This window comes from Moorena bouillonii PNG (assembly GCF_001942495.1).
Taxonomy (GTDB): domain Bacteria; phylum Cyanobacteriota; class Cyanobacteriia; order Cyanobacteriales; family Coleofasciculaceae; genus Moorena; species Moorena bouillonii.
Genome location: NZ_MKZS01000001.1, coordinates 3074757 through 3081735 on the forward strand (window position 1 = coordinate 3074757; position 6979 = coordinate 3081735).

The 6979-nt window shown below is 45.7% G+C and carries 10 protein-coding genes; 5 read left to right on the plus strand and 5 right to left on the minus strand.

Annotated features, from left to right (window positions below; genetic code table 11):
• Positions 1 to 97: 97 nt before the first annotated feature.
• On the plus strand, positions 98 to 241 hold the full coding sequence (locus tag BJP37_RS40980) for a hypothetical protein (protein WP_198954019.1): 144 nt from the start codon (positions 98 to 100) through the stop codon (positions 239 to 241).
• Complete coding sequence (xseB, locus tag BJP37_RS12605) at positions 214 to 477, plus strand: exodeoxyribonuclease VII small subunit (RefSeq protein ID WP_075899220.1); 264 nt, start codon at positions 214 to 216, stop codon at positions 475 to 477. Before BJP37_RS40980 ends, xseB begins: the two co-directional genes overlap by 28 nt.
• Positions 478 to 605: 128 nt before the next feature.
• Here xseB and BJP37_RS12610 read toward each other — a convergent pair whose 3' ends face one another.
• From BJP37_RS12610 to BJP37_RS12615, 3 genes are all read right to left on the minus strand, one after another.
• Positions 606 to 1214, minus strand: coding sequence for a hypothetical protein (locus BJP37_RS12610; protein ID WP_075899222.1), 609 nt, complete (start codon positions 1212 to 1214; stop codon positions 606 to 608).
• 50 nt (positions 1215 to 1264) lie between these two features.
• The gene (locus BJP37_RS39080; protein ID WP_158069557.1) at positions 1265 to 1435 is read right to left on the minus strand and encodes a hypothetical protein; all 171 of its coding nucleotides are present in this window, start codon (positions 1433 to 1435) and stop codon (positions 1265 to 1267) included.
• A gap of 99 nt (positions 1436 to 1534) precedes the next feature.
• A complete protein-coding gene (locus BJP37_RS12615; RefSeq protein ID WP_075899224.1) occupies positions 1535 to 2728 on the minus strand; it encodes a DNA double-strand break repair nuclease NurA in 1194 nt (397 codons plus the stop codon).
• A gap of 268 nt (positions 2729 to 2996) precedes the next feature.
• On the opposite strand from BJP37_RS12615, the gene BJP37_RS12620 reads away from it, so the two are divergent.
• Both BJP37_RS12620 and BJP37_RS40985 read left to right on the plus strand, forming a co-directional pair.
• Complete coding sequence (locus tag BJP37_RS12620) at positions 2997 to 3713, plus strand: NF038122 family metalloprotease (RefSeq protein WP_075899226.1); 717 nt, start codon at positions 2997 to 2999, stop codon at positions 3711 to 3713.
• Complete coding sequence (locus BJP37_RS40985) at positions 3655 to 4476, plus strand: NF038122 family metalloprotease (RefSeq protein ID WP_198954020.1); 822 nt, start codon at positions 3655 to 3657, stop codon at positions 4474 to 4476. Before BJP37_RS12620 ends, BJP37_RS40985 begins: the two co-directional genes overlap by 59 nt.
• A gap of 163 nt (positions 4477 to 4639) precedes the next feature.
• On the opposite strand, the gene BJP37_RS12625 is transcribed toward BJP37_RS40985, so the two are convergent.
• Positions 4640 to 5092, minus strand: a complete 453-nt coding sequence (locus tag BJP37_RS12625; protein WP_075899228.1) for an HNH endonuclease — start codon at positions 5090 to 5092, stop codon at positions 4640 to 4642.
• A complete protein-coding gene (locus BJP37_RS12630; RefSeq protein WP_075899230.1) occupies positions 5079 to 5330 on the minus strand; it encodes a hypothetical protein in 252 nt (83 codons plus the stop codon). The genes BJP37_RS12625 and BJP37_RS12630 overlap by 14 nt, the downstream gene beginning before the upstream one ends.
• A 127-nt stretch (positions 5331 to 5457) precedes the next feature.
• On the opposite strand from BJP37_RS12630, the gene BJP37_RS12635 reads away from it, so the two are divergent.
• Positions 5458 to 6555: an S-layer family protein gene (locus BJP37_RS12635; RefSeq protein WP_075899232.1), complete on the plus strand. Its 1098-nt coding sequence runs from the start codon at positions 5458 to 5460 to the stop codon at positions 6553 to 6555.
• Positions 6556 to 6979: the final 424 nt, after the last annotated feature.

The window sequence follows — 6979 nt, forward strand, 5'->3', positions numbered from 1 at the left end:
GGGGGGAGCCATATTCAAAGTCCCCCTTTTTTAAGGGGGATTTAGGGGGATCTCCGAGGCAAGAAAACACGACCTAGGGGTGGGTTCCTCTTGCCTATTGCCTATTGCCTCTTGCCTCTTCTCCCTGTTCCCGATTCCCGATTCCCGATTCCCGATTCCCGATTCCCTAAAATCCAAAAATTATGTACCTCATCCCATTAACAATTGCTATCTATGGAAACTCAATCTGATTCAAACCTAACTGATTCAAACCTAACTGAAATACCTTCTGGAGAAACCTGGAACTATGAAGCGACGGTGGCTAAAGTTGAAACTATTATTAGGCAAATAGAAACAGGAGAACTAGAACTAGCAGAGGTGTTTGATCAGTTCTCCGCTGCTGTCGAATATCTCCATCAATGTGAAGATTTTCTGGATCAGCGACAGCAACAGATGGATTTGTTGATTGAGACGCTGACCAATGATTCTGATTTTTAATAGTAATTAGCCCGTCAGCTATCAGCCGTCAGGTTTTGAATAAAAGAGGTAAGCATTAGTTTAATAGTCACAGGCTAGAAGCCTGTTCCACAAACTAGAAGCCTGTGCCACAAAGCTGACCGCTGACATCAGCCCATCCCTTGAATACCAACATGTCCAGCAAAGGCATACCAATCTTCACTAAAGCCCTTGAATTCTAGATCTTTGAGGGTAAATTTTATGTGATTCTCTTCCACAGTAAACTTAACCGTATTATTAACATCAGGTTGATCTGTCACAATCACCAAATCAGTGCCTGCTGGAATTTCCTGCTTTGATGCTTCATTCAACATATTAGATTGAATAGGAGCTCGCTTAATTACCGTATCTTGATTAAAGAAAAGGTTAAGTAAAACGGGTTGATTGACTAAGGTATTCTGATAAATAGGAATGTTGAAAACAGTCTGATCCTCTTGTTTAGAGACTACATTACTAACCGTTTCTACCGGTTGAATACTCTCCATCATAATTGCTACATGGTCTTCAAAGGCATACCAATCACCACTGAACCCCTTAAACGCAATATCTTTTAAACCCAGTTTAAGGTGATTGCCAGATTCCTGACCATAATAGCGAAGTACTAATATAGTACCTGCTGGTATCATCTGACGTTTATTATCAGGCAATTGCGACGATTGAATCGGCTCTTGCTTGAGATAGCTATCTTGCTTAAACAGAATTCTTAATACATTTGCCATGACACTAGAACAGTTTTTAATTATTGGTTAAGGTACTTTCGTTTTAGGTTTTAGGGAGCAGGGAGCAGGGAGCAGGGAGCAGGGAATAGGGAATAGGGAACAGCGGATCTGGGAACAGCGGATCTGGGAACAGCGGATCTGGGAAAAAAACCTTGGCCAAAAGGCCACGCTACGCGAACAACCTGCAACCAACTCACCTTAAACCTTGGCCAAAAGGCCACGCTACGCGAACAAGCTTAAACCTCCAACCTCCAACCTCCAACCTTCAACCTCAAACCTTCAACCTTAAACCTTCAACCCTTAAACCTTCAACCCTTAAGTCAACTAATACTACCCCGTTTACGAGCTTCCTTATAGGATATTCCCACATTCTTGACACCTGCCCGAATCATTTGTTGTTCAAGCAAAGCAAAGAAGCGATTCCGGTCACCGGCCTTAATCACGGCCTGATTATGAGCTTCAGACACAGCAATGGGATAACCATATCCTTTATAGACCTGCCCCAGCATTAAACTCAAGGCTTGATTGAGCAATGCTGAATTCTGGGCTACCCATTCTGGCATCTCGATCCGAGCAATTTCTGTACCCACATGGACATAACAGAAATAGATCCGGTGATGGTCGTATAATTCCAGAATCCGTGCGGAACTCTGAAATAGAGGGCTACGCTGTCCTGGTTGCAAGAAACTTGCCCAGAGTGTGGTATCCCGCAAGGGGTCTATCACCTGACAAGGCAACTTGTCCGTGAGATTACCACATTGGGTGATACATTTCGGTGTTTCATAGGGACAAGCTGGTAATCTGAGGAAATTAACCATTTCTACACTACGAGAAGCGCTCAGGTAGCCAATCAGGGGTACATTAACAGCACGCAACTGCTCCCAAGCTGTTAGAATCGGAGGCAAGATGCGATCGCGTGCTTCCCCTGGCATCCCATCAAGAAACCAGTAAATCAGGGAACCATCTACTATCGCTAAATTGGGAGTATCCCTGTGGGGAGCTGGTGGATTTACCCAACGGCAAGCCATTTCTGCTAACATCGATACCTCGGAAATGGTGCGCCGATGTCCCATCCACTCCTCCGTGCGAATCCCCCACTGACGAGAAATATATAAGTCTTCTGGTCGGTAGAATACTTCCGGCACACTATCCAACAGAGGGTAAAGACTTTGTCCATAGTGCAACATTATCCGACCCACATTAATCACATAACAGTAGAGGATTTCGTGGTGAGAGGGGGAAATTTGAGACCCATCGGTGGCGAAAACACTATGGCTTTCTGGGGGACTACTGATATCAACACAAGTATCCAGAGATTCTACCGGTGTTGCCGCCGTGAAGATCATGCGATCGCGCCATTCTTGATGAGACTTGACCAAACTCTCTTGTTGTGTTTTAGCCTTTGCCAGTAATTGTTCAGCCCGTTCTAGGCGTTGGCGAGACGCCACTGCCTCTAGTCTCAGGTGGTTACTAATACCAGGGATTTGTCCTGCCAGTTTTGCCAGATCAAGCATGGAGAGCTCATCAGTAGATTTACTGTAGATTTACTAATTTTAAAGTAGTGATCTGTAACACAGGTTTCTTGTGATCCTAAACGACTCATAAAGTGATCATAAACAACTGATGAAGTGATCCTAAACAAACAGGCATAAATAAACACAATTTTATATCCAATAACAAACCCGATCCTATACACCAGCCTCAGATCACAAACACGATTGCATACATTACCTTTTCATACTGACAGTATTCATGTCAGTAATTTCTACGAGGTAAAATTTTATGAAGAATCGCCAATTAATGATGTCCTTGTCCCTGGCATCTGCAGCAGTAATTGGTGGTAACGCCCCAGCTCAAGCCATAGACTTCGACTTCAGCTATCAACCAGGGACTTCCCTCAAACAAATGCTCGGGTTTGAAATGGCTGGTCAGATTTGGTCTTACTATTTAACCGATGATATCACCGTCAAAATTCACGTTGAGATGACCGACGCCTTGCCCTCAAACATCCTGGGTGGGGCACTCCCTGGTCTGCAACAGAATAAAAACTACGGCACCTATCGGCAAAAGCTCTATTCCGATAGAACATCGGTAGATGATTATACTGCTTATAATAATCTGCAAGCCCATCAGTATAGTGATGGCAATACTCGCTATCATTCCGTGTTTGAAAGCGGACAAGGGTGGTACAACAAAAACATTTCTCTGACCAATGCCAATGCCAAAGCCATAAATTACCACAGCAATAACTTCGTGCTTGATGGCTATATCGTCATGAATAGCGACTTCATTTGGAGCTATAATTACGAGCGTAGCGCCCCAACCCTATTAGACACAATCATCCGCTTTCTGAGTGTTGACTTTCTGAGTGTGGCCGTCCATGAAATTGGTCATATCTTGGGCTTCGTCAGTGGTGTCGATTCGACCATACTCGCGGATTATGATGCTAGTTATCAGATGTCTGTTGCGTACTACTGCCCTGGATATGTACCGCTATAGTGACTGGAGCGAAGATAATGACTTCCTTGAATTAGCCTATGGTGCCAATGCCTTCTTTTCCATTGATGGGGGTGATACAGCTCTGGCATACTTTTCTGAAGGCAAGGATGTCGATTTAGGATTCGGAGGTGATGGCTATCAAGCCAGCCACTGGGACGGTCTGGGCGATAATTTGGGCATGATGAAACCAGCCCTAGGTTGGGGAGAGAGAGCCGATATGTCAGCACTGGATTTACAAGCCTTTGATGTGATTGGTTGGGATCTAAACTCCACTGTGTTCGGCTCAGATGGACGCCCTAGTGACTCGAATATGACCCTAAATCTGAATAACTTGCTCAACAACGCCAAGAATACCTTAGCCGACAAAATTGGGGACTACTTGAATGATTCTAGCGTGAATGCCTCATCCATCGACTGGTATATCGCCAATGGCTATAACGACATAGCAGGCTCCTGGCTAACTCAAGACCGCATCCAGGATGTGATGGACATGTACGAATGGGGCTATGGTGGCGGTGGCGGTGGCGGTAGCAGTGGCGGTGGTGGCGGCAGTGGCGTTGGTGGCGGCAGTGGCAGTGGTGGCAGTGGCAGTGGGCAAGTATTAGGCCACGTGCTAGAACAAGGTTTTTTCTCGGATTTCAATTGGTCAACCTTTAATCCTGACCAGGGAGTGGCTCAGGTGCCAGAGTCTGGGGCTAGCAGTGGCTTAATTGGGTTCGGTCTGTTGGGCATTGGTGGTGTGTTAAAGGGTCGTCGCCGGTAGTGCAGCCATCTGGCCTGATCAAAAAAGGGAACAGGGAACAGCGGATCTGGGAACAGCGGATCTGGGAACAGGGGAAAAATATTGTGTACCTTATTAGGCTAGAAACCGTTATACAATGCCTGTGAGGTACTCACGCTATAGCGGTAGGTTTGGTGTGGGTACCTCACACGGATTGCTGTGGATCCTCTGGGGGAGGATGTAACCCCCCTTTGACCCAAAGTTGTCGAGATTTCACGATGAATTTTTCACTGCGACGCTCGTCGTTGAGATCTAGTCGAGCGCAGGTTGCTCGTCCTGTTGGGCTGGTGCCTATAATGCTCAGACCATCGGCTGTCCAGATGAAATGATCAGACCATGACTGTAAACGAGGGTTGAACAAGGGAACTTCGTTTCCGGTATCGGGATCAATTCCGGTTGTGAAGTTGTAGCGCCTTTCGTTGCAGCGACGGCAGGCTAAGGCAAGATTATCTAGACGATCAGTTCCCCCCAATGATTTTGGCCAAAGATGATCGACCGAAAGGGGTGCGTTGCTGAGGATTTCGGGATAGTGACAATATTCACATTGAAATACTGCCCGTTTTCTGAGCTGCTGGTAGAGCTGTTTAGGAATGGGCATTGGCAGCTTCAGCCATGATAACTGCATTGATATAGCTGAAAATATCATCCAGTTCGCCAATGGCTTCTAGCTCCAGTGTTTCGTCTGGAGTGAGTTGATCGTCTTTTTTCTTATCGAGCAGGGTTTGCATCCGCTCCCCAAGCTCATCGGTGAATTTGAACAGGGTTAAGTTATTAGTTCGCTCAAGGCGAAGTCCTTGATGCAAAAAGGTGGATGGTTTGATCCCGATAGCAGTCATAGTTGTTTTTATGAGGAATCTTATTGATTTTAGCAATTCCGCTCACTAGCGTTACTTGGTCTAGAGGTTTGGGAATTCTAGAGGATAGTTATTGCCCACGACATGGTTCAGTCTCTAGGAAAGCCTCATGGTCACCACAGATTTATTGACATTGCTATCTAGGTCGGATCAAAACCAACCCTTCAACAAACCCTTAAACCAACTCCTGACTTTGCCCATTGCCTGTTACCTAGTGGCTCAGATGCCCTTGGTCTGCTCAGCTCAAATTGTTCCAGATAATACTCTATCCAACAATTCCATTGTTACAGCAACGATCAGTGTCAGTAACTTCCAAAGCAATGACCGCCTAGATCCAGGACTTGGGGAAGCTGGGGATATTGAGATTGTGGCAAACTCCATCGAGCTTTCCAACAGCGGAGCGGACACTCCCAATGGTGGTGGTATTACCGCATCCAATTTCTCAGCTGGAGGAGGCAATATTACTATTTCCGCTAATCAAATTAAAACTGATCGAAGCACAATCACTGCCACTTCTGAGCTTAGCGGCGGCGGTGATATTGACATTACCAGTGACTTACTATTCCTTTCAAACCAGAGCGCCATTAGTACCAGCGTTAATGACAGTACTGGTGGTGGGGGTGATATTAAGATTAATAGTGATTTTGTAGTGGTTGTAGAAAACAGTAACATCACCGCCAACGCCATATTTGGTCCTGGAGGTAATATTCTTATCACTACTCAAGGTCTGTTTCTGTCTCCAGATAGCCAGATTACTGCCAGTTCTGAATTTGGTGTCGATGGTGTAGTCAACATTAGCAACCCAGACCCAACTCAAAACCTAGGATTAGTCCCATTACCAGCAACTATAGTCGATACTGGTCTACTGATTGCCACAGGTTGTAGCACCGATGATCAGCAGAATTCATTTGCTCTGACTGGACGAGGGGGCTTACCCACTGACCCCACTGACCCCCTCAAAGGTGAAACCATTTGGATCGATTGGCGAGATTTCTCGGCCACCAGGCGTCAATTGTATCGGGCTGCTCGCAATCGCGGCAAAAAACCCGATCAACAACCCCAAGCGACCGCGAAAAAGCCACCAATTATTGAAGCTCAAGGATGGATCATCAATCAGGATGGAATTGTGGAGTTAGTGCCTTATCCCACTGGTCCTGAGCTCAAACCAGTATTGAATACTGCCATCAACTGTCATAATCTCAGGTAACTATAACCTGATCATCAACAAAGGTCATCAATAAACCCTTACGCATACATTAGAGTCATAAAACCAATACGATTGACATGCAGTCACGCTACGCGATCGCATACATCAGCCTGGCATACTCAAAGCATAGATTTACCATAATAAAGTTAAAATTATCCTTAATTTTCGGTTACCAATGTCATTTTATCCAGCCACCGTAGTCTATAGAATTTACCAATAGATTATGAAAACCAGCCCTCTATAATTTTCTATGATTTTTGAATATTTTGATGACATAACTAGTTTAGTTATATAGGAAAGGGCACAGGGAGTCGGGAGTCGGGAGTCGGGAGTCGGGAGTCGGGAGTCGGGAGTCGGGAGTCGGGAGTCGGGAGTCGGGAGTCGGGAGTCGGGAGTCGGGAGTCGGGAGTCGGGAGTCGGGAGT

Coding starts and splice junctions, on each gene's coding strand:
- BJP37_RS12630 (WP_075899230.1), bottom strand. CDS start 5,330: ATGACTGCTATCGGGATCAAACCATCCACCTTTTTGCATCAAGGACTT.
- BJP37_RS40985 (WP_198954020.1), top strand. CDS start 3,655: ATGATGCTAGTTATCAGATGTCTGTTGCGTACTACTGCCCTGGATATG.
- BJP37_RS12615 (WP_075899224.1), bottom strand. CDS start 2,728: ATGCTTGATCTGGCAAAACTGGCAGGACAAATCCCTGGTATTAGTAAC.
- BJP37_RS12610 (WP_075899222.1), bottom strand. CDS start 1,214: ATGGCAAATGTATTAAGAATTCTGTTTAAGCAAGATAGCTATCTCAAG.
- BJP37_RS12635 (WP_075899232.1), top strand. CDS start 5,458: ATGGTCACCACAGATTTATTGACATTGCTATCTAGGTCGGATCAAAAC.
- BJP37_RS12620 (WP_075899226.1), top strand. CDS start 2,997: ATGAAGAATCGCCAATTAATGATGTCCTTGTCCCTGGCATCTGCAGCA.
- xseB (WP_075899220.1), top strand. CDS start 214: ATGGAAACTCAATCTGATTCAAACCTAACTGATTCAAACCTAACTGAA.
- BJP37_RS12625 (WP_075899228.1), bottom strand. CDS start 5,092: ATGCCCATTCCTAAACAGCTCTACCAGCAGCTCAGAAAACGGGCAGTA.